Origin of the sequence: Vibrio sp. STUT-A11, assembly GCF_026000435.1 — a bacterium.
Lineage (GTDB): Bacteria > Pseudomonadota > Gammaproteobacteria > Enterobacterales > Vibrionaceae > Vibrio.
Genome location: NZ_AP026764.1, coordinates 808,395 through 829,875 on the forward strand (window position 1 = coordinate 808,395; position 21,481 = coordinate 829,875).

The following is a 21,481-nucleotide window of genomic DNA, read 5'->3' on the forward strand; positions in this document are numbered from 1 at the left end:
AGGCTTACCACTCCTTTTGCGATTGTTGCGGACGTTGTTTTTGCTGCGCTTGCAGCTGCATTTGTGCACGAATCAGAAAGCTTGGATCTCGCGCGCTTTCTACTGCTTCCAGACGGCGGAATTCAGGATCATCCTGCTGTGATTGGTCTGGTTGAGCCTGTACCTTCATCGGCTGACCGTCTTCCTCAGACGTATTGTCGTCTTTTTGATGGTTGCGTTCTGGTTCACTTTTTTGGTTTTCTTGCTTCTTTTCAGAATCTTGCTGGTTTTGTGACTGTTGTCCTTGCTCTTGATCCTGATCGTTTTGAGACTGTTGCTGCTGTTGCTGCTGTTGCTGCTGTTGCTGCTGTTGCTGCTGTTGCTGCTGTTGCTGCTGTTGCTGCTGTTGCTGCTGTTGCTGCTGTTGCTGCTGTTGCTGCTGTTGCTGCTGTTGCTGCTGTTGCTGCTGTTGCTGCTGTTGCTGCTGTTGCTGCTGTTGCTGCTGTTGCTGCTGTTGCTGCTGTTGCTGCTGTTGCTGCTGTTGCTGCTGTTGCTGCTGTTGCTGCTGTTGCTGCTGTTGCTGCTGTTGCTGCTGTTGCTGCTGTTGCTGCTGTTGCTGCTGTTGCTGCTGTTGCTGCTGTTGCTGCTGTTGCTTCAGTTTCTCCTCTACTACCGAGAGGTTTTTCTTCGCTGAGTCGAAATCCGGTTTTTCTTTGATCAATTCTTTGTATAGGTCCGCGGCTTCTTCGAGCTGACCATTTTTCGCCAGAGAATTAGCGAGGTTATAACGCCCTTCAAATGATGGATTGTCAGAAAACGCTTTGATTGCCATTTCATAATCTCCGCTTTGGTAACTCGCTGCACCTTTCCAATTTGGATCGGTAAACACGCTTTTGGCCTTCTCAAATTCGCCTTGTTGATAGAGCTCGGCACCTTGCTGGTTTTCATTTAAGAATGGGTTTGCTTCAACCTTAACAGTCCAGGTCATTGGCGTAAGTCCGGCGATAAATAGCCAAATGACGCCGCGACGGAAAAGCAAAGCCGCAGGAAGTAACAGTAACGGCAATAACCAAAAACCATTATTCATTCTCGATCCAGTTTGCACTTCGTCGTTTTGTTTCGCTGAAAAGTTATTACCGGAATTATTGGTAAAAGAGGCGATGGATTCCACATCACGATTGCTATATTGAATCGGGATAAACAGGCCATCCGTTTCATTAGCAAGCTTCTGTAGGTTTTTTAAATTGGTTTTCGCGATTACCGTTGCCCCTTGATTGTTCTTGAGCTGGGAGCCACTCGGTAGCGTAATCGGTGCACCATTTGCTGTGCCTATTGCAAGGACAGATACACGGAATTTTTTACCTTTTAGCAGGTTAAGTGAGTTGGTTAGTTCAGAATCCTCAAGATCATCGGCTAATACAATAATGTCACCTTGATTGGTTCCTGCTTGCGAAAACTGATTTAACGCCAACTGAATTGCAGATGGCAGATTAGATCCTTGAAAAGGCATCAAGTCAGGGGATAAGTTCTCGATAATGCCAGCTAACGTGTTTGAGTCTGTCGTGAGAGGACTCAAGTTATACGCATCACCAGCGTAGGCGATAAGCCCTGTAGAGCCTTCTTTCCAGTTCGGTAGTAAATCCAGTGCCTTATAGCGTGTTTGTGCTAAGCGGTTTGGCTTGATATCTGTCGCGTACATGGAGCGAGACATATCGAGCACTAAGATACGATTCTGACTCAACTTGAAGCTTGGTCGTTGATTCGATTGCCAACTTGGCCCAGCCAGTGCAATGCAAGCTAACGCCCATGAGATCCCCCAAAGAGCAAAGTAGTGCTTTGATTGCGCTGAATTCCCTAACACTTTCGCTAAGTGAGGAGCAATAAGTGCCGATCTTTTGCCCGTCAATTTCTTATTCACAGTGAGCGCGATGGGGATAGCGATCAGGCCAATAAGCCAAAGCGGGTGGAGGAAAATAAACTCAGCCATGTTTTCTCCTTAGCAAGAATAACAACACGGACAGTCCCAATGCAGCACTTAACGGGTAGCGGAACCATTCGGATTGAGGGCGCCACGTTTGGGTGTCGCTAGAGACAGGTTCTAATTGATTAATCGTTTCGTAGATGGCCTCAAGCTGCTCGGCATCTCTGGCGCGGAAATATTGACCACCCGTGACTTCGGCAATTTTGGTCAGCGTCTTTTCATCGAGATCGGCTGCGGTATCGACTTTTCGAGTCATAAAAAACTCTTTGACCATCATTTCACCGGCACCCACGCCCACGGTATAAATCGTCGCGTTGTATTTCTTAGCGATTTCTGCCGCCTCAATAGGGTCCAATACGCCTGCGGTATTTCCGCCGTCACTGAGCAAAACCATCACTCGCTGAGGTGCGTTACTATCGACAAATGTTTTGGTGCCTAAACCAATGCCGTCACCCATTGCGGTGCTTTGCCCAACTAAGCCAATAACGGTTTGATTGATCTGTTGTATGACTGCTTGTCGATCTGCGGTAAGGGGTGTCTGTAAATAGGCATGATTGCCAAACAATACAACACCTAAGCGATCGCCTTTACGCTTCGCGACGAAATCAGATAAGACTTTTTTTACAGCGGTAAGCCGGTCGGTAAACTCACCGTCCAAATTCATGTCTTCTTTTTGCATTGAACCTGAAAGGTCAACGACCAGCATTAAGTCTCGGTATTTTGGTTGAAACTCTATTGGATCGCCAAACCAAACTGGTCGTGCACAGGCGATGATTAATAACGTCCATATAGCAATGGACAAGGTTTTTTGCAGCTTTTGTTTCGGCTTGTTGCTGTGTGTATTGTCTGGCAAATAAGCTAGTTTAATCTCTGCTTGCTGGCTTTCTTGTGGCAGCAGCTTGTAAACAAGCAAGGGTAGGGGCAGTAAAATCAGTGCCCACCACCAGACAAATTCAATATTCAACCATTGGCTAAGGCTGGTTGCTAAGGTTTGCTCAGTCACGGGTGTTGGCCTTTTTCTTCGGTGGCAAAGCGTGGCTGACCCAAAAAACACAGTCTTCAATTAAATCCTGGTGCTCTCCCTGAGGGGATTTCTGATACAAGGCGGCCTGCCACTGTTGTTGTTTATCTAAGAATCGACTCTCTTCGGTATGGTAATCAAGAAATTCATACCAAGCTGCGCCAGTAAGCGGTGCAATATCTTGGCGAGGAAAGTAACTCAACGCTGCCTGACGTAAGATCTCTAAAGCAGAAGAAGGGGTATGAGGCGAGACTGAGTTTGTCAGAAGCTTCAGTGCGGTACGTTTGGCGAGCAGACGCTTAGTACGCCATTTGAAATAGAGATATACGCCCAAAATCGTTAACACAATGCCTGTCATCAGCGCCCACCACCCCCAAGCGAGTGGCAACCAATCGGGAGCATTAGGTAAAATTAGAGGTTCTAGGTTTAAGCTTTGGTTATTTGTTGTCATTGTTATTACTGCTATTAGAATAAGGCTGCTAGCTTAGTTGCTGGATTAATGGAGAGCCACTAGTTAGGCTGTTAAATGGAATCGCCATCGAATGGCATAGTTGTTTGATGGATTCCTGATGAGCTGCAAAGTGCGATTCGAGCTCACTTCTCTCTCCTTTGGAACCAAAGTTGAACCACTGACTACGACGACCATCAGACGCTTTTACTTGTCCTCGAAAGTCCGTTTCTCCCTTTTCTAATGGGTCAAAAAACTGAATGGCTCGAACAGAGTTGTGTTGTTTCAGCCGACGCAATTGAGTCAGCTCTTTTTCACCCGTTTGTGAGAAATCACTCAGCAAAATTAGCTCACTGCCCTTAGGTGTGAGCGTGTGGAGTGTTTCGAATACTTGTGAATAAGGCATCGAACGGCTTCCATTTTCTGCTAAGAGCGACAGCTGTTCATTATGTATGTTTAGTATGGCATGTAGGATACGCAAGCCCTGTTTTTGAAGGGAAGACGGACGAAACTCCAGGCATTGATGCCCGTCGTCAATGACAGCCCCAATGCGGTCTTTCTTCGCCAGCGTTAGCCAGATTAATACACTGGCAAAATGGGCCAGTTGAACGGACTTCAGTACATACTTTGAGCCAAAGTAAAGACTTGAACTCAAGTCGATGTATAAAATCACCGCTTGCTCTTTGTCTTCAGCGAACAATTTAGTGTGCGCTTTGCCCGTGCGTGCGGTGACGCGCCAATCAATACTGCGAATGTCATCTCCGGCCTGATATTGGCGTACTTCCATAAAGTCCATACCACGACCTTTCTGCCGACTGGTATGGCTACCGCTCATCTGTGACCAAATACTTTGCGCTGGTGGTAACCATCGGATCGATTGGGTCCGATGATGCAGCAGTTCTTCTAAGGTTAATGTCACCCCATTCGCATGAGGTGGCAATGGCTCTTTTGCTGACATATTACTCACCCATATTTATGCGCTGCCAACAAGGTTAAGTAGCTTATCAATGACTTGATTGGCACTGATGCCTTCGGCTTGTGCGTGGTAGCTCAGCAGCAAACGGTGACGCAGCACTGGGTATGCCATGGTCTGTACGTCTTCTGGTGAAACAAAGTCACGCCCTTTGAGCCAAGCGTGAGCTCGAGCACATCGGTCTAACGCGATCGTCGCTCGGGGGCTGACACCCATTGCTAACCACTTATCCAGTTCGCTGTCATACTCGCTGGCTTGACGTGTCGCCATCACCAGACGCACGATGTATTGCTCGATAGTTTCTGCCATATGAATATCAAGCACCTCTTTACGCGCGGTGAAGATATCTTGTTGGCTGATACTTGGACGTTCGATTGCGGCTTCGCCTTTTGCTTCCCCACGGTTGATACGCAATATTGCCAGTTCGTGTTCGGCATCCGGATAATTCACTTCTAAATGCAACAAAAAGCGGTCTAACTGGGCTTCCGGAAGTGGGTAAGTCCCTTCTTGTTCGATCGGGTTCTGCGTTGCCATGACTAAGAATAGTTCTGGCAAAGCATAGGTGTGGCGCCCGGCGGTTACTTGTTTCTCGGCCATGGCTTCAAGCATGGCTGCCTGAACTTTAGCGGGCGCACGGTTGATCTCGTCGGCCAGAATGAGTGAGTTGAAGATAGGACCAGACTGAAACGTAAATTCTCCAGTTTCTGGTCGGAAGATATCCGTACCAGTTAAATCGGCAGGCAGCAAATCGGGAGTGAACTGAATACGGTGGAAATCACCTTCAACGCAGTCTGAGAGTGATTTAACGGCTCGGGTTTTTGCCAGCCCTGGCGGTCCTTCAACCAAAATGTGTCCGTCAGCAAGAAGGGCGATCAACAATTGTTTGACCAAGTCCTGTTGGCCAATGATTTGAGACTCGAGGTATCGTTGAAGCGTTTCGAAGTTAGATTTATGCATGATGTGGACTCTCGATATCCATTTGAGTTGATTATCCGTATTGGTCATTTACTTGGTAGAAAAAGTTCCCAGTACGAACTTAAAAACTATCTTTTCAATATTGGGTCATTGACTCGTTTTACAAGCCTTTATGGTGGGTGAGAAAAGCAGAGTATTAGACCTTATTAGATGCTTGGTAGCGTGAAGCGATAGACTTGGATAGAATAGAGGGAGTTAAAAGTTCAATGGTTATATTTAGGTAAGTACTATGAATGATTTCGAACAAGAGCTAGAGCAAATCTCCCAAGAGGTCTCTCAGGAAGAAGAAGTGAAGCTACCTTCGCTAGAAGAGCAGAAGGCAATAGCCGCAGAACTGAAAAAGCTAGAAGCAGAAGGCAAATTGACGCCAGAGATTCTAGAACAGTATTTCGGCAAGTTTAACCAAAAGAATGCAGTGCCAATTCACTAAATTTACGACTTAAAGGGAGTGTTTACTCCCTTTTTCATTCTTATTGGTTTGTTTACGAATAAAACCATTCTATATCAATATGTTAGTTGACTCGTATTAGTCATTTTCATACTTGACATTATTTGCGCTCTAACCAACTCTATTGTGCAGTTCAATCTATACGGTTAGAGGAATGTTTGCGGGATGGAGTATCACACGACAGGGAATATCATTTTAGTTACTGAGGGAAGTTTACAATCATCTTTATTGAAGGATGTTTTGGAAACCAAACTCGGCATAAGCGTTATTTTGCTAACGCCCGAAAACCTTACTAGCCGATCGCTTCAAGATCAGCCCATTTCAGCCATTATCTTAGACTTCAGTATTCTGACCGATGAAACGCTTTTGCTATACCGGAACTTTAAAGAGTCAGAGTTTGCGGGTATTCGAGAAATTCTGATTAACTGCGATAGGGCGATCTCTACGGAAGAGCTTTTTCTTTGGAACACGCTAGTGGGCATTTTTTATACTTCTGATGATGTTCAAATGCTACAAACGGGTATTGATAAGATCTTACAGGGTGACATGTGGTTCAGCCGTAAATTTTCTCAGCAATACATTACTCATCTTCGTCAGAACAGCAAGCCAGTATACAAACAAGCCCCAAGTATATTAACTAAAAGAGAACTGCAAATAATCACTTTTCTTGCCATGGGAGCGTCGAATCAACAAATCGCTAAACAGTTGTTTGTTAGTGAAAATACCGTGAAGACTCACTTGCACAACATCTTTAAAAAAATAGAAGTAAAGAATAGAGTTCAGGCACTCATTTGGGCAAAGGAAAATATTTCTGAGTATTCTATACCTATTTAAACCCATAAAAGTTAATGCCAATATTTCAATTGTGGATATTGTTGAACGTAATTTAAATAATGAGAAAAGTGTTTCTTTTATGAGAAACACTTTTTTTGTTTAAGTTTTTAACTGTTTTGTCATTTTAAAAAAATAAAAATACCCGTAATCTAATTTCTTAATACTTAGGGATGAATTAGATAGCTAATGACTCACAACTAATTAGTGAGTATTTAGTCAATGAAAGTTTGAGAAACATTATGGAACAGAACATGGAAAAGCCTGAGGTCCTAATGATAACGAAGCAGAGCTTACAAAGTGAAAACTTTAAGCAAATGCTTTCTAAAAATACTGAAACAAAAATAACGATCTTAGATTCTAAGAACCAGAGTTATCATGAATGCACTCCAACTCGTTATTTTTTACTGGTTGATTTTTCGGTTGATATGAACTTTGACACTTTAGCTCACCTAAAAAATAGTAGTAAAGTGCTAGGTACAATTATGATCAATCGGGGACACGAGCTCAACGTCGAAGAACTCACGTCTTGGCCTGCGGTAAAAGGTATCTTTGGTCCGCGGGATTCGATGGATATGGTGTGCCAAGGCGTTATTGCCATCATGCAAGGGGACAACTGGTTACCTCGTCGGCTTTTAGAGCAGATGGTGTGTTACTACAAAGAAAAGGAAACCTTACCCATTGTCGAACCTACGGTCGAGGTTGAACTTACTAGACGCGAGATACAAGTTTTGAAAATATTAAAAGATGGTGGCTCAAACATGGAGATTGCTGATTCATTATTTATCAGCGAACATACTATTAAGTCTCATCTATATAATATTTTTAGAAAGTTAGATGTAAAAAATAGAACTCAAGCGACGAATTGGGCAAAGCGGAATTTATAGTTCTAGCGAGATATTAAGTCGTCAAATATGAGGTGAAACTCATACTAAGTAAACTAATACGATAGTTTTATATTAAATTAGTATTAGATTTAAATATCATTCCTTATTCACACTATTACATACGCAGTTGCCTACTAGAATTTCGGTGGCAGTACGAGTAAGCAATGTAATCAGGCTGAATACAATAGAGATAATATTAATAGAGGTGCTCGATTGTTAAGCCGAAACAAAGGGAGTGAAGAAATGACTGACTATTATGGTACACCAGAAGCGGATGTAATCTCTGATTTCGAAGGTGGAGATGATCTGTTCGTTGGATATGACGGAGATGATGTTTTTGTTGGTGGCGGCGGCGATGACCTCTTGATCGGCGGGGCCGGTAATGACCACTTGGTTGGTGGCGCAGGTAACGATGTTATCAGAGGTGGTACAGGTGATGACTACCTAGCTGGTGGCCATGGGGATGATATCCTTTATGGGTTGCAGGGCGATAACACGCTAAATGGTAGCACCGGCAACGACGTACTGGTTGCTGGCTCTGGTAACAACTTTATGGTTGGTGGGGAAGGCGATGACGTATTTGTATTCACCGATAATTATGATGGACACGGTGAGGCAAAAGTTGCTGACTTTACTATCGGTGAAGATCTGATTCGTATTAATAGCTGTTCAGTGAATGATTTCTCTGACTTGTGCTTTAGTTACGATAATGCGGGTAATGCAATCTTTACCGATGGTGCTGACTTAACTGTTAAGCTCGTTGGTATTACTGAGACAGACATCACCACTCATGGTGCAGATTTATTTGTTTTCTAAACATTTTAAATAGGCAGCCAATCCAGGCGTTAGGCAAAGTCGCCTAGCGCCTGCATTGTCGATTAAACGGAAGTTATCGTGCAGAAAACAGTTTTCAAACAAGTGCGGAAAAAACTATTTGCGCTTATGGGGCTGCTAATTGGTTTTAGTCTCTTCATCAACTTACTTGTTCTTTCTATACCTTTGTACATGTTGCAAGTGTACAACCGTGTCCTCTCATCATATTCAATAGACACACTCGCTTTACTTAGTGTCATTGTCGTGGCGGCGCTTTTTACGATGTCTATTATTGATATCGCCCGTGCTCAGGTGAGTAAATCGTTTGGATACTGGATGGATACGAAACTTTCCGTGTTTATGCTTAAGCGCAGTATCCAATATCAGTCTCTTACCGGCACAAGCTTTACGCCTCAAGTGCTCAGAGATATTCAAAATATTAAAGGCTTTTTAAGCAGTCAAGCGCCTTATCCTCTGTTAGATGCGCCTTGGACTCCGCTTTTCATCTTGTTCGTCTATTTGTTACACCCTTTGTTGGGTCATATTGCTCTGGTAGGATCGATTGTGCTTTTGGGGTTGGGGATTCTTAATGAGGCTTTAGCCAGAAAAACAATACAAGAGAGCGAGGTTAAAGCCCTCTCCCAAATTAATGACGCGGAACTGGCGACACAAAACTCTAATTCTATTCTTGCCATGGGCATGATGAATGCGTTTTTAGAAAAATGGCAATCACGCATGAGTCAAGTCAATTCGTTGGAAGAGAGCGTGGCAGGAAAAACGATTTACATCAGTAATCTGTCTAAATTTGTTCGTAGTACACTGCAGGTTGCACTGCTTGGTGGTGGTGCCTGGCTGGTGATTCAGCACGAAATTACCGCGGGAGCCATGATCGCCAGCTCTATTCTTATGAGCAGGGCATTATCTCCGATGGAACAAGCGATTGGCACCTGGAGAGGCGCAATGTCGGCCAGAAACTCCTATCAACGGTTAAAGGATATTGACGCCGTTTTAAAGTTCGATGAATCTGATATGCCATTGCCGAAACCGCAAGGGAATTACGAACTCATTGGGCTAACATACCGACACTTTGGAGCAACAGAACCCGTACTTTCGGCAGTTTCGTTGTCTATTCCCGCTGGGATTTCGGTTGGTCTGATTGGCCCCTCTGGAACGGGCAAGTCGACATTGGCTCGGCTGATGCTCGGAAATATCAAACCTTCTGCAGGTAAAGTTACGCTCGATGGGATGGAGGTCTCTACCTGGGCGGCGGAAGATCGTGGTGCACATTTCGGTTATCTTGCGCAAGAAGTTGAGCTGTTCCCTGGAACCATCAGAGAAAACATTGCGCGTTTTAAAGATGAAGACCCCTCTAAAGTTATTCGTGCTGCGCAACTCGCTGGATGCCACGATTTGATACTAAAAAAGAACAAAGGCTATGACTTTGTTATCGGAGAACGTGGGCGTGGTTTGTCTGGCGGAGAGCGTCAGAGAGTTGCACTTGCACGGGCAATTTACGGTGAACCTTCTGTAGTCGTATTTGATGAAGCGAATGCGAACCTTGATGGCGAAGGTGAGGCTGCGTTTCAACGTTTGATTGCACACTTAAAACAGCAAGGAACGAGCATTATTGTGATCGCGCATAATGCGAGTACGCTGAGGCAGATGGATCGGTTACTTTATTTGTCGGATGGGAGAGTTAAGTTATACGGCGCTCGTGATGAAGTACTAAAACGCATAATGGGTAAAGATAAAACGGATATACCAAGGGTGACCAATGAGCAATCAACTGCCAACAGTCAATAAATCAGCCACTGACAGTGTTTATCGCTTTTCTCCCGAGCTCCAGCTGAGTTTCAAAAAGCCCATTTTGCTGGCCGTTGTAGCCACTTGCGTTTTTTTAGGTGGTGTTGGTTTTTGGGCGGCAACAGCAAAGCTGGAAAGCGCAGCAATCGCCTATGGAGATTTCTCGGTCCTGAGTAACCGACAAGCTATTCAACATTTAGAGGGCGGTATCATTGAAAAGTTGTTTGTTCAAGAAGGCGACTTGGTTCAAAAGGGTCAGCCGTTGATCCAATTGTCTAAACATCAGGCCATGGCTAGATTAGATTCCTTAAGCGGGCAGTTTATTCATACCTTAGCGAAGGAAAATCGGTTGAGTACTGAATTGGATGAATTACCTTCCATTGTCTGGTCGGACGATCTTAATAATCTACCTCGCGTTGAAATCGTTCGAGAAGCACAACTAGTGCAAAGTAAGATCTTTGAAGCCAGGCAGCGTTACTTTCAAAGTCAGCTAGGGATTATTGAACAAAGCATTTCCGGTGCGAACTTAGAGCTGCAAAACCTTCAGCAGACTAAAGTGATTGAAAGAGAAAGGTTAAACTTTATAGAAGAAGAGATCACGAGTAACCAAGCTTTAGTCCAAAAAGGGTTTTCGGGCAAATCCACTTTACTCCAGCTTAAGCGTCTCGCCGCAGAAGTGAGAAGTACGCTTAGTCAACTGGATCGACAATCGCTTACGGTGAATAAACAGCTAGAAGAAAACCAGTCTAAGGTAGAAGAGTTAAAGCTGCAAAGATTGAATGAAGTCGTTGAAGAGCTGAGAAATACCCAAAAGGAAATCGTCAGCATTCGTGAAGAGTATCGCTCTGCACAGGATGTGGTAACCAGAACATCTATCAAAGCGCCAATCTCTGGCCGGGTCGTCAACATGCAGGTGTTTACAGAAAGAGGTGTGATCGGCTCAGGAGAAACGCTGTTAGAACTGGTGCCTCAAAATGACCAGTTACTGGTTGAAGCGAGAGTCAACCCTCAGGATATTGATTTAGTTAACCCAGGTCAGCAAGCTCGAATCAGAGTCACTGCATTAAACGCGAGAAACTTAGCACCGTTAGACGGCACCGTTCTTACCATTTCTGCCGATAAGCTCACACAGCAAGATCAAGAAGATTTCTATCTAGCGAGAATTGCCGTTTCTCAAGATGATGTTGCTAGATATCACTTAACTTCGGGAATGAACGCTGAAGTGCTTATCCTATCTGAACCGCGCACTCCACTCAGTTACCTAGTTAGACCAGTCACAGATAGTATGAATAGAGCTTTTCGAGAAGATTAAATTCTCCAAAAGACGTTTTCACTTCCCTACACTTAGGGTTCGATTCATCTGTATCGAATTCTTGGTGTTTTTGTATCATTTAGAGAAGCTGAATCGGACAAGTTCGAGTTATTTTTGCTATTGTTGCCTGTTCTGAGAAATATTTATCAATAGCAGGAAGTTGATAATGGAAAAAGTGCAGTTGGTCGTCAGTTTTCTACTGACCCATAAAATGCTATTTACCACGTTAATTCTTATTGCCGTGTGGTTAACGCGTCGGTTTATTCTTTCTATGATTCGTGGTGATCATGCGTTTCTGTCTGAAAAGCAACGTAGTTGGATGTCGAGAACGAAAAATGGCACGTTTATTGTCACCCTTCTGCTTCTTTTTATTCTTTGGCAGTCTGAAATCAGTGAGTTTGCATTAAGTGTGACTGCAATCGCGGTTGCAATCGTGGTGGCTTCAAAAGAAATTATTCTTTGTTTTACCGGTTCTATCCAGCGTGCCAGTTCACGCTCTTTTCGAGTGGGAGACTGGATCGAAGTGGGGAAATTATGTGGTGAGGTGATCGAACACAACATGATGGCCACAGTGATTCAAGAAATCGATCTTCATCATGGCCAATATCATTACACAGGGAAAACCGCCACCCTACCAAACAGCATGTTTTTTACTTATCCGGTAAAGAACCTGAATTTTATGAAGCGCTATGTTTATCATAATTTCTCAATTGTAGTGAGAGATTTTGTCAACTTGTACCCATTGTTGACACTATTAACTGAGAAAATTGAGGCGCATTGTAGCTACTTCAGTGAGGTTGCACATCGTTATAACGCGATGATAGAAAAGCATGCAGGTGTCGACTTGCCAGGTGCTGAGCCACATATTCATATTTCCAGTAACGCAACGGGTGAGCAGAATGTACATGTTATGATCTTTTGCCCAACGGACAAAGCGAATCACTTGGAACATCTGATTCGTCAGGATTTTATGGGCCTTTATGAACAACGCTTTCCGCTAGATATCAAATAACCCATTTAGATAAAGCATAACCTGCTATGGTGAGAGAAATTCCAATCGCTTAACGAATTTTATCTGCGTCATTCCAGCGAGCTCTAGCGAGGCTAGGAATCTAATAATAGTGTGCTGAGAAGTTAAAGAAATAACGTTGACCATAAAGAGTGCGGAAAGTAGATCCTGAATCACGCTCCTTCGTCGCTGTTCAGGAAGACGAGAGACAAAAATAGGCCGTTCGTTGTTAAACGAACGGCCTTTCTATGTTGAGAGCGGTTTTTGTTTATTTAGTTGAATTTACTTTTCAGCATCAGGAATAAGAAGTAAGCACTACCGATAATCGCAACCAAAGTTCCTGCGGCGACTTGACTAGGATAGATGGCTATCTGACCTAGCCAATCAGCCCAAAGCATTAGCGTGGCACCAATTAAACTTCCGACCAGCAGTTGCTCTTTCACCTTTCTTGCACCCAGCATTATCGCCATATGAGGGGCGACCAAACCAACAAAAGAAACGGGGCCGACTGTAGCGGTAGAAAACGCACACAGTAGGGCAACCATCGTTAGCATTATGGTGTTGGCAAGCGAAGGATTTAGTCCTCTCGCATTCGAAAATGCACGACCAATAGAGATGAGAGTTAACCATCGGGATATAGCAAATACGCTAACGAAGAGGATTAATACTGCAATCGTCAACATAACCGCAGTCTGGGAGGTCACACGGTAAATAGAACCTGTTAACCACAGCAAGATCTTATAACTTTCACCAGAGCCTTGGGCTAAGGCAAACTGGACTAATGCTTCGAGTAGAGCGGAAAGCGCAATACCCGATAAGATGAAGTTGGAAGGATTGAACTGGCTTCGTTTACCGATAATCAGTAACAGCATTAATACGATCAAACTGCCTAAAAAAGCTACTCCCCAGTTAAAGGACGCCAGTAAAGAGCCAGAAATCACGCCAGTGATAATAATGGCAAACGTTGCGCCCGCAGACACACCAAGAATGTCTGGGCTGGCTAAGGGGTTATAAACAACTCGTTGTAAAATAACGCCCGCAACCGAGAGCGCGATACCAACCGCGAGTGCAGTTATCATGCGTGGCCAGCGCAGTTGCCATTGAAACTCTCCTGGTAGCGTAATCTCGATACCATTCGCGCCATGAGTGATCAGTGAATAGACCAGCATGCCAGCGAAACTCAGGACGATTATGCTTACGACGGTTAGTTTTGATAGTTGCGCTCTGCCCTGACTCATGGAAAGGTTGAGCTGATCGGTTGCGGTGAGCTTTTTACGGGTAAACCAGATCAAAGCAGGTGCCCCGATGGCGGCTGCTGCGACGCCACTAGGAATGGTTTCTTCCAGCCATAAACTTAGTGTGATGGCGAGTGAGTCGGTAACCAGTAACAAGGTTGCGCCAAGTAACAGGCTACTTATGAGTTCATCACGAGGCGTTCTTGCTCCCATTGCACGGGCGATATTGGGTGTGAGCAGTCCGATAAAACTGATGATGCCGACTGCGGTGATCGAAGCAGAGACGAGCCAGATACCCATAACCATTAAAACACCAAAAGCGGGAAGTACGGCCAGACCTCGTGCTGCTGCGCCTTCCTGACCCAGTTTTAACAGTGTTAATATGCGTGGTGCTATCAGAATAATGATGATTGCGATCGCAGAACGCGGTAATAGCCATTCAAACCACTCCCAACTGTATTGAGATAGATCCCCGGCACCCCACATGAAGATATTCTGCGCGAATTGGGCATTTAGGATGATAATCGCGGTCGCAACGGATCCAAGCAGTATGTTAATCACCATGCCTGATACCACGAGCGGTAAGCCGGTCATATTTCGAATACCTGCGATAGAAACGATCAATCCAAACGCAATAAGTGCACCAGCCATTGCTGCCAATGCAGAATAATCCGCCACCCAATCTACAAACCAGATATTCACTACGACCAGTGCAAGCCAGGCACCAGAGGAGGTTCCCAGAGTCAGAGGGGAGGTTAAGTGGTTCTGTGTCAGCTGTTGCATCAAACTGCCGGTGAGTCCAAGCATTGCACCGACAAGCAGAGTGATACACAGTCTCGGTAATTGAGACTGAAGGAAGAACACGTCACGAAACTCACCGCCAAGATCTGCTTGAGTCAGTAGCCCCCACTGCGCGCCTAATGACAAGCTGGTGTCTAATTGAAGGCTAAAAATACTGAGCAACAGAATCAGTGCTAAGTAACCGATGTATTGTTTTATTCTCATTGTTCTGGTGCCAACTCAATTAAACTCTCAGTGATGGCTTCAGCCATGTATTGTAAAGACATTGCCCCACCATATGCCCAAACGGCTCTGACCGAATTAACTCTGTGCTTTTTCACAAAAGGCATGGCTTGCCAAAGAGGCGAGCTTTTAAGTTTGGCTTCTTGTGGGAAAGGCTGAACGTATAAGATGTAGCTGTCTTCAAGATCCTGTAGGCGATTGATACGAGCTTGTTTCACTCCCCAGGCTCTAGGCGATTCTTCTATCGAACGGATTAACCCTAGTTGCTTAACAACATAATCAGTGGTGGAGTTTTCGGTAGACAAAAATACAACGTTCGGAGTAGAAAAGCGCATCACTAATACCTCTAATGGGTCCGTATAATGCTGTTGTATACGTGCACGCATTTGATCGAACGATTGGTTTAATGCGGTTAATTTCTGTTCTACAAGATCTTGCTTGTCAAACAACTTTCCCAGTGTACGAAAATGGCGGATGGCAGTGTCGGCGGCCGCTTCATTTTCTGAGAAGTTTGGCAGATAAACAACAGGCGCAATTTGTGAAAGGAGTGGGATTAAATCCTGCTGTGGTGACGCAGCTAAAATAACATCGGGATTTAAGCTGGCGATTTTCTCTAAATTAGGCTCAGCACGTGTGCCAATGTCTTCAATAGATTCAGGAGCATACGGGTTGACTACCCATTGACGATAACCTGGTAGATTTGGTGCGGCAATCGGCTCAACATCTAACGCCAGTACCTGCTCGAGAATATCCCAGTTTAATGCCACCACCCGTTGAGGAACTTGCTCAAAGGTGTGGGTAGAGTAAGTATCAGTGATGGTTATTTCCGCCTGTGCCGGTGAGAGGCACAGCACACTAGCAATCACCATTGATGTGCTCACCAAGCGTTCTAGAAAACGACCTACTAAGCGCATACAACCGCGACCTTACGGCTGGCAACAGTGTCTGCCGGAGTTGGGTGATCAATCAGCGAAATTGGTGACTCATAGAGATCCGACAAACGCGCTTCGTCGAGAAGCATTTCTGCTTTACCTTCAAAAGCGATTTGCCCTTTCTTCAGGGCCACGATGTGAGTGGCGTAGCGAAGCGCCAGGTTCAAATCATGCAAGATAACAATGATCCCGACATTCTCGGTTTTATTTAACTCTGACAGTAATGCCATCAGCTGAAATTGATGGTGTACGTCTAGGGCTGAAGTGGGTTCATCGAGAATCAGAATTGGAGATTGTTGAGCGAGCAGCATGGAGACCCAGGCTCGTTGACGCTCACCACCAGACAGGTCGTCAGCTAGCGCGTTAGAGAATGCTGTGACCCCTGTACGCTGCATTGCTTGAGAAATGATCTGTTTATCTTCTGCATTCCATCGGCCAAGAGCGCCACGCCATGGAAAGCGGCCCAAACGAACCAGTTCTTCAACCGTTAAACCTGCAGAAGCCGGAAGCTTTTGTGGCAAGTAGGCGATTTGTTTTGCCAGTTGTTTGGTTTTGAGAGATGAGAGGTTTTGACCGTTGAGTTCGACGCTGCCTTTGTCTGGTGCCATTTGCCCAGAAAGCAAGTTAACCAAGGTCGATTTCCCTGAACCATTATGACCAAGCACCACGGTGAGTTCATTGGTTGGGATATTAAGTTGATCGATAGTGAGGATCTTACGTCCACCTCGAACGATCTGAATATTAGAGAGTTGAAACATGGATAGGTCTCAAGATGATACTCCCCTCATGTGAGGGGAGTTGGAAGAACAATTACCAGCGGTAGTTAGCGTTTAGCATCACAGAGCGAGACTGACCGAAGTAACAGTAGTAATCGCAGCCAGAGATAAACTCTTTATCCAGAATGTTGTTCACATTAAGCTGTGCCTGCCATTGTGACGTGATGTCGTATGACACTGATGCATCCCATAGTGTCACGGATGGTACGGTGAGATCTGAGCTAGCCGGGTTGTCTTTAGATTCACCTACGTAACGTACACCTGTACCAACGTTCAGACCCGGAATTAAGCGGTATGCGCTGTAATCTACCCATGCAGACGCCTGGTGCTTAGGAATAAGCCCCGCTTGTTGCGTGCCCTTGCCATAAGTCTCGTCAGTTTCCGCTTTAGTATAGGTGTAGCTTGCCAGTAATTTAACGTCGTCAGTTAGCTGAGCGGCACCTTCAACTTCAACACCTGTTGATGTGACTTCACCCGTCTGAGTAGCAACCCAAGTTGATGGGTTTGTGACCAGTGCATTTTTCTGTGTGATATCGAACCATGCGATGTTAACGAAGCCATCCATAAAGCTTGGCTCATACTTAACACCGACTTCAACTTGCTCACCCTCAAGTGGTTTGTAGAGCTTATTCGTTGCCGTATCGATGGTACTGATCACTTCAAACGACTGAGAGTAGTTGGCGTATGGAGAAAGCCCGTTGTCCGCAAGGTACATTAGGCCAGCGCTTAGAGACAGTTCGCCATCATCGCGAGACTCACTCTGATCGACGCTTGCACCTTTACCACTGTTTTCTGTTTTCACCCAGTCATAACGGGCACCAACATTACCAATCCATTGTTCGTGGAACTTAAGTTGGTATTGTGAGTAGACACTTGCCTGAGATTTCTCGATCTCACGCTTGATGTTGTCCGCAGAGTCTAGTGGTGTGTAGTTGCCATACACTGGGTTAAATGGGTTAATCGTACCGAAGGCGTAATTGTCTTGTTCATCACCCTTTGTCTTGTGATATTGCAGATCAACACCAACCAGCACCGTGTGCTCGGCATTGTCCGTCGCCCAGTTGCCAACGGCATTGTTGTCGAAGGTGAAACTTTGGTTTTTACCATCACGGAACACTACACCCTGAGTTAACTCTTCTGTCGCGGCGTCGCTGTTAGGGAAAACGTAAGAGCTTCTTAGGTAAAGCTCGTTCGAGCCGTAGTTAGCGTTCTGCGAGAATGTCCAAGTATCGTTGATATCATGCTCAAGCATGTAACCTAGAGAGAATTGGGTACGCTCATACTTATCGTAATCTGGTTGACCCAAGTTGGTTGATGGGTCGACTTTGCCGTAATCCGAGCTAAGAAGCGTACCTGCCGCCGGGAAGAACGGGTTAGTAGGCACACCATCATCTTTTAGATAGGTTGCCATCAGAGTCAACATAGTACGATCTGAAACATCGATTTCCAGACTCGGTGCGATGTAGAAACGTTCATTTTCTGTATCGTCCAGTTCACCATCCTGACTGCTCATTAAACCAACCAGACGGTAACGCATGGTACCGGAATCATTCGCTTCGTCGGCGATATCAAAGCCAACCGATTGATGATTATTGTTGCCAACTTCAACTTTCACTTCGCCTTGTGGTGTGAAGGTCGGTTTTTTCTGCACGGCGTTTACTACGCCACCCGGTGCCGATTCACCGAATAAAATCGCTGATGGGCCTTTTACGACTTCAACACTTTCCAGACCATATGGTTCAACGAGCCAAGTGTAGTAGCCGTCGCGAAACAAGCGGTTACCGTTGAGGTAAGTCGCTGCATCGAAACCACGTACTTTAAACCAATCCGTGTCGTTATCAGAGCCGTAAGGTTGAGACGTGACACCAGATGTATAACGTAATGCTTCATCTAATTTTTTCGGTGCGCGGACGCGCAATTCATCTTCAGAGACAATGGAAACACTGCGTGGTGTTTCTTTAGCTGGCGTTTCGACTTTAAGTGCTTGTGCGGTGACTGTGATGGTTTCCATCTCAGTTGAATCATCTTGTGCGTGTGCCATAAACGATACCACTGCAGCTGGCGCGATAGCACAAACCAACGCTTTACGAACAGCGATGGCGAGGTAGTTATGATTTGTCATTAATACATTCCCGACAATTATCTAAAATAAAAAACTAAATTGTAATTATTATCATTTGATATATTGTTTAGGTATTTTACTGACTTTTGCATCAAAAGATAGTAAAACGTCAGCAAATTTGATCGATGTACCAAAGTAGTTGTTATGTTTAATTGGTTTGAAAAATTAACCCAACCGTTCCCCTTGCATGAAACCGAAAAGCCACCCAAGACATTGTTTGGCTTTTGTCGTTTTTATACTCGTGGTTTTGAAGTGCCGCTTATTATCATGGCGGTGTTTAGTGCGCTGATTGCGATCACCGAAGTCACCCTATTGCGCTATATGGGTGAGCTTGTCGACATACTATCTAATCAAGAACGAGCCACTTTCTGGCAAGATCAGGGCGATCAAATGCTGATGATGCTGTTTCTAGTTGTCGTCGTCATGCCCGCATTAGGTTTTGTGCATTCGATGGTGATGCACCAAACATTGCTGGGTAATTACCCAATGTCGATTCGCTGGCTGATTCATCGTTACTTACTCAAGCAAGCGGTTGGTTTCTTCCAGAGAGATTTCGCTGGCCGCGTTGCAACAAAAGTGATGCAAAGTGCCTTGGCGGTGCGAGAAACCGTGATGAAGCTGCTGGATGTATTGGTTTACATCAGTGTCTATTTTTTGTCGATGATATGGATGATGGGTGAGGCCGATGGTTTGCTCATGCTACCTATCATTGTCTGGCTTGCGCTGTATGTCGTCATTCAGCTCTACTTTATTCCGAAAATGAAACGAGTCGCGACCGATCAGGCGGATGCTCGCTCTGTGATGACAGGCCGTATTGTTGACTCTTACACCAACATCTCGACGGTTAAGCTGTTTGCGCATTCTCAGCGTGAGCTCGAGTATGCAGAAAGCAGCATGAAGCAGTTTTTGGTGACGGTATACCGTCAGATGCGCATGGTGACTTGCTTGCTGTTGAGTGTCGATGCAATCAACTACTTGTTGCTTCTGTCTATTGGTGTGATTTCCGTTTACCTGTGGCTGGACGCGGCGGTTACGATTGGTGCGATTGCAATCGGGATTAGTATTGCACTGCGCGTACAAGGCATGTCGAAATGGATCATGTGGGAAGTTAGTTCGCTATTTGAGAACATTGGTACCGTTGTTGATGGTATCAGCACGATTTCTAATGACGTTGAAGTAAAAGATGTACCGAATGCGAAACCGTTGCAAATTCAACAAGGTGAAATTTGTTTCGATACGGTAGGGTTCAATTACAGCGAAGAAAAAGCGGTATTTGAAAACCTTAACCTGACGATTAAAGCGGGTGAGAAAGTCGGTATCGTTGGTCGATCAGGTGCGGGCAAATCAACGTTGGTTAACTTGTTATTGCGTTTTTACGATGTGAATTCCGGTAAAATTTGTATCGACGGACAGGATATTTCACAAGTAGAGCAAGAATCTTTGCGTCAGCATATCGGAATGATTACGCAGGATACTTCTTTGTTGCACCGCTCGATCAGAGAAAACATTCTGTATGGTGATCCAGACGCCTCTACGGAGTCAGTGATTGCCGCCGCTGAGAAAGCGCATGCACACGAATTTATCCAGACTCTGAAAGATGAGCAAGGTAATGTTGGCTACGATGTTGAAGTCGGTGAGCGTGGCGTTAAACTCTCTGGCGGTCAGCGTCAACGTGTTGCTATCGCGCGTGTTCTGCTGAAAAATGCACCGATTCTAATTATGGATGAAGCAACATCGGCACTGGATTCGGAAGTGGAGTCTGCGATTCAAGAGAACCTTGAAGTATTGATGGAAGGAAAGACCGTGATTGCGATTGCTCACCGTTTATCGACCATCGCGGCGATGGATCGTTTAATTGTGATGGATAATGGCGAAGTTATCGAACAAGGCTCTCATCAGGAGCTTCTAAAGCTTAACGGAGTTTATGCTCAGTTATGGAAACATCAGACAGGCGGTTTCTTGACAGAATAGTATTGGGTGGTACAGGAATCACCTCAATCTAATGATTTTACAAGGGAAGCGCGGGCTTCCCTTTCTTATGCCGAAATATTTGTTGTCTGTTTACCACATCAGATCATCAGGAACGACGAACTCTGCGTATGGGTCATCTTCTGCAGGAATGTCGGCTTCAGGTTCTTTCTGATCGATGATCACAGATTCGTCACGCTGGGCGATTTTGTTTGCTACGCCACGTGGGATAACCAGATAGCTCTCGCCTACGATTGCGATCGCCAGAATACCTTTGATCAACTGTTCACGAACGAGTGAATCAACGTACAGTGATTTCACCAACGTTCCGTCGGTGAAGTTGTATTTGATATCGCCATCTTTCAAATCAATCTTGTTCATTTCGATCAGTTGATTGATTTGCGCTTTGATCTCTTTACTCAGACGCTCAGCATTTTGTTGTTCGCTCAACGCTTTATCTCGTTCTAACTGCTGGCGTTTGCTTTCTTCAACCGCCGCTTTGACTTCACGAGCCTGAACGCGGGATTTTTTAGAGCCTTTTTTGGCTTTCTTGAGTTTTTTCTCGTTAACCAAGCCAGCTTTTAACATTTGTTCTTGAAGGGTTAGTTTTGCCATGTTTAATCCAGTTAATACGCAATTTTTGCTATTTTAACCAGTCCTGATCCGCAAGGAAAGGGTGAGGAGGGGAAGAGGGGTGAATATCCTAACAAAATGCCGGCTCTTGAGGTAAAAGCCGGCATATTCATGCGTCCTGTCATTCTGAACCGCGAGGTACGAGCGAGATTCAGAATCTACTTTCCGTGTGCTTTGTTGCCAGGGTAATTCCTAGACCGTTTCAGCATGTTGATATTAGATTCCTAGTCTCGCTATGGCTCGCTGGAATGACTGCGATTAAGTTAAAGCCGATCAGTTTCAATCTATAACGTTCTAAAGCGATTAACATTA

At 44.9% G+C, this 21,481-nt stretch carries 18 protein-coding genes; 8 read left to right on the plus strand and 10 right to left on the minus strand.

The genetic code is table 11. The features are described from left to right. Window positions 1–4: 4 nt before the first annotated feature. From OO774_RS19310 to OO774_RS19330, 5 genes are read right to left on the minus strand one after another with little or no spacing between them, the layout of a single operon-like run. Window positions 5–1,966: a VWA domain-containing protein gene (locus OO774_RS19310; RefSeq protein ID WP_264908468.1), complete on the minus strand. Its 1,962-nt coding sequence runs from the start codon at window positions 1,964–1,966 to the stop codon at window positions 5–7. Beyond that, complete coding sequence (locus OO774_RS19315) at window positions 1,959–2,963, minus strand: VWA domain-containing protein (protein ID WP_264908470.1); 1,005 nt, start codon at window positions 2,961–2,963, stop codon at window positions 1,959–1,961. The genes OO774_RS19310 and OO774_RS19315 overlap by 8 nt, the downstream gene beginning before the upstream one ends. After that, window positions 2,956–3,432 carry a DUF4381 domain-containing protein gene (locus OO774_RS19320; protein WP_264908472.1) on the minus strand — a complete coding sequence of 159 codons (477 nt, stop codon included), beginning with the start codon at window positions 3,430–3,432 and terminating at the stop codon, window positions 2,956–2,958. Before OO774_RS19320 ends, OO774_RS19315 begins: the two co-directional genes overlap by 8 nt. A 28-nt stretch (window positions 3,433–3,460) precedes the next feature. Next, window positions 3,461–4,387 carry a DUF58 domain-containing protein gene (locus tag OO774_RS19325; RefSeq protein ID WP_264908474.1) on the minus strand — a complete coding sequence of 309 codons (927 nt, stop codon included), beginning with the start codon at window positions 4,385–4,387 and terminating at the stop codon, window positions 3,461–3,463. A gap of 15 nt (window positions 4,388–4,402) precedes the next feature. Continuing rightward, window positions 4,403–5,359, minus strand: coding sequence for a MoxR family ATPase (locus OO774_RS19330; RefSeq protein WP_014234903.1), 957 nt, complete (start codon window positions 5,357–5,359; stop codon window positions 4,403–4,405). Between the two features lie 247 nt (window positions 5,360–5,606). On the opposite strand from OO774_RS19330, the gene OO774_RS19335 reads away from it, so the two are divergent. The 7 genes from OO774_RS19335 to OO774_RS19365 all read left to right on the plus strand — a co-directional run bounded on the left by OO774_RS19335 (window position 5,607) and on the right by OO774_RS19365 (window position 12,483). Next, window positions 5,607–5,807, plus strand: coding sequence for a restriction endonuclease subunit S (locus OO774_RS19335; protein ID WP_264908477.1), 201 nt, complete (start codon window positions 5,607–5,609; stop codon window positions 5,805–5,807). 183 nt (window positions 5,808–5,990) lie between these two features. Continuing rightward, complete coding sequence (locus OO774_RS19340; RefSeq protein WP_264908479.1) at window positions 5,991–6,659, plus strand: LuxR C-terminal-related transcriptional regulator; 669 nt, start codon at window positions 5,991–5,993, stop codon at window positions 6,657–6,659. 239 nt (window positions 6,660–6,898) lie between these two features. Beyond that, on the plus strand, window positions 6,899–7,543 hold the full coding sequence (locus OO774_RS19345) for a LuxR C-terminal-related transcriptional regulator (protein ID WP_269469179.1): 645 nt from the start codon (window positions 6,899–6,901) through the stop codon (window positions 7,541–7,543). A gap of 243 nt (window positions 7,544–7,786) precedes the next feature. Next, window positions 7,787–8,359 (plus strand): calcium-binding protein, encoded by a 573-nt coding sequence (locus tag OO774_RS19350; protein WP_264908482.1) that lies wholly within the window; start codon window positions 7,787–7,789, stop codon window positions 8,357–8,359. Between the two features lie 78 nt (window positions 8,360–8,437). Then, entirely contained in the window at window positions 8,438–10,159 is a 1,722-nt protein-coding gene (locus tag OO774_RS19355) for a type I secretion system permease/ATPase (RefSeq protein WP_264908484.1), read from the plus strand. Then, window positions 10,131–11,471 (plus strand): HlyD family type I secretion periplasmic adaptor subunit, encoded by a 1,341-nt coding sequence (locus OO774_RS19360; protein WP_264908486.1) that lies wholly within the window; start codon window positions 10,131–10,133, stop codon window positions 11,469–11,471. The genes OO774_RS19355 and OO774_RS19360 overlap by 29 nt, the downstream gene beginning before the upstream one ends. Window positions 11,472–11,637: 166 nt before the next feature. After that, window positions 11,638–12,483, plus strand: a complete 846-nt coding sequence (locus tag OO774_RS19365) for a mechanosensitive ion channel family protein (RefSeq protein WP_264908488.1) — start codon at window positions 11,638–11,640, stop codon at window positions 12,481–12,483. A gap of 269 nt (window positions 12,484–12,752) precedes the next feature. Here the strand turns inward: OO774_RS19365 and fhuB are convergent, their stop codons facing one another. The 4 genes from fhuB to OO774_RS19385 are packed head-to-tail and all read right to left on the minus strand — an operon-like array spanning window position 12,753 to window position 18,568. Next, entirely contained in the window at window positions 12,753–14,720 is a 1,968-nt protein-coding gene (gene fhuB, locus OO774_RS19370; RefSeq protein ID WP_264908490.1) for a Fe(3+)-hydroxamate ABC transporter permease FhuB, read from the minus strand. Further along, on the minus strand, window positions 14,717–15,652 hold the full coding sequence (locus OO774_RS19375; protein ID WP_264908492.1) for an iron-siderophore ABC transporter substrate-binding protein: 936 nt from the start codon (window positions 15,650–15,652) through the stop codon (window positions 14,717–14,719). Before OO774_RS19375 ends, fhuB begins: the two co-directional genes overlap by 4 nt. Next, on the minus strand, window positions 15,643–16,428 hold the full coding sequence (locus OO774_RS19380) for an ABC transporter ATP-binding protein (RefSeq protein ID WP_264908494.1): 786 nt from the start codon (window positions 16,426–16,428) through the stop codon (window positions 15,643–15,645). The genes OO774_RS19375 and OO774_RS19380 overlap by 10 nt, the downstream gene beginning before the upstream one ends. 52 nt (window positions 16,429–16,480) lie before the next feature. Continuing rightward, window positions 16,481–18,568, minus strand: coding sequence for a TonB-dependent siderophore receptor (locus OO774_RS19385; protein WP_264908495.1), 2,088 nt, complete (start codon window positions 18,566–18,568; stop codon window positions 16,481–16,483). A gap of 144 nt (window positions 18,569–18,712) precedes the next feature. Here OO774_RS19385 and OO774_RS19390 point away from each other — a divergent pair, with 144 nt between their 5' ends. Further along, window positions 18,713–20,539, plus strand: coding sequence for an ABC transporter ATP-binding protein (locus OO774_RS19390; protein WP_264908497.1), 1,827 nt, complete (start codon window positions 18,713–18,715; stop codon window positions 20,537–20,539). 90 nt (window positions 20,540–20,629) lie between these two features. On the opposite strand, the gene OO774_RS19395 is transcribed toward OO774_RS19390, so the two are convergent. Further along, on the minus strand, window positions 20,630–21,151 hold the full coding sequence (locus OO774_RS19395) for a DUF2058 domain-containing protein (protein WP_264908499.1): 522 nt from the start codon (window positions 21,149–21,151) through the stop codon (window positions 20,630–20,632). Between the last annotated feature and the right edge of the window lie 330 nt (window positions 21,152–21,481).